1 protein-coding gene is annotated in these 266 nt (G+C 68.8%); it reads left to right on the plus strand.

Annotated features, from left to right (window positions below; all coding sequences use genetic code 11):
* Positions 1-266: transposase (locus tag QSK22_RS33505; RefSeq protein WP_285498540.1), on the plus strand; the 266-nt coding region annotated here is incomplete at both ends.

The following is a 266-nucleotide window of genomic DNA, read 5'->3' on the forward strand; positions in this document are numbered from 1 at the left end:
GCAGCGGGACTGGGACACCCGCGCCGGCACCGTGGAGCTGGCGATCCCGAAGCTGCGCAGCGGGTCGTACTTCCCCGGGTGGTTGTTGGAGCGCCGCCGCCGGGCCGAGCAGGCCCTGGTGAGCGTGGTCGCCACCAGCTATCTGCTGGGGGTGTCCACGCGGCGGGTGGACAGACTGGTCGAGCAGATGGGCATCCAGGGCATTTCGAAAAGCCAGGTGTCGGAGATGTCGAAGGTGCTGGACGAACAGGTGGCCGCGTTCCGCA

Source organism: Actinomadura sp. NBRC 104425 (assembly GCF_030269545.1).
GTDB classification, from domain to species: Bacteria; Actinomycetota; Actinomycetes; order Streptosporangiales; family Streptosporangiaceae; genus Spirillospora; species Spirillospora keratinilytica.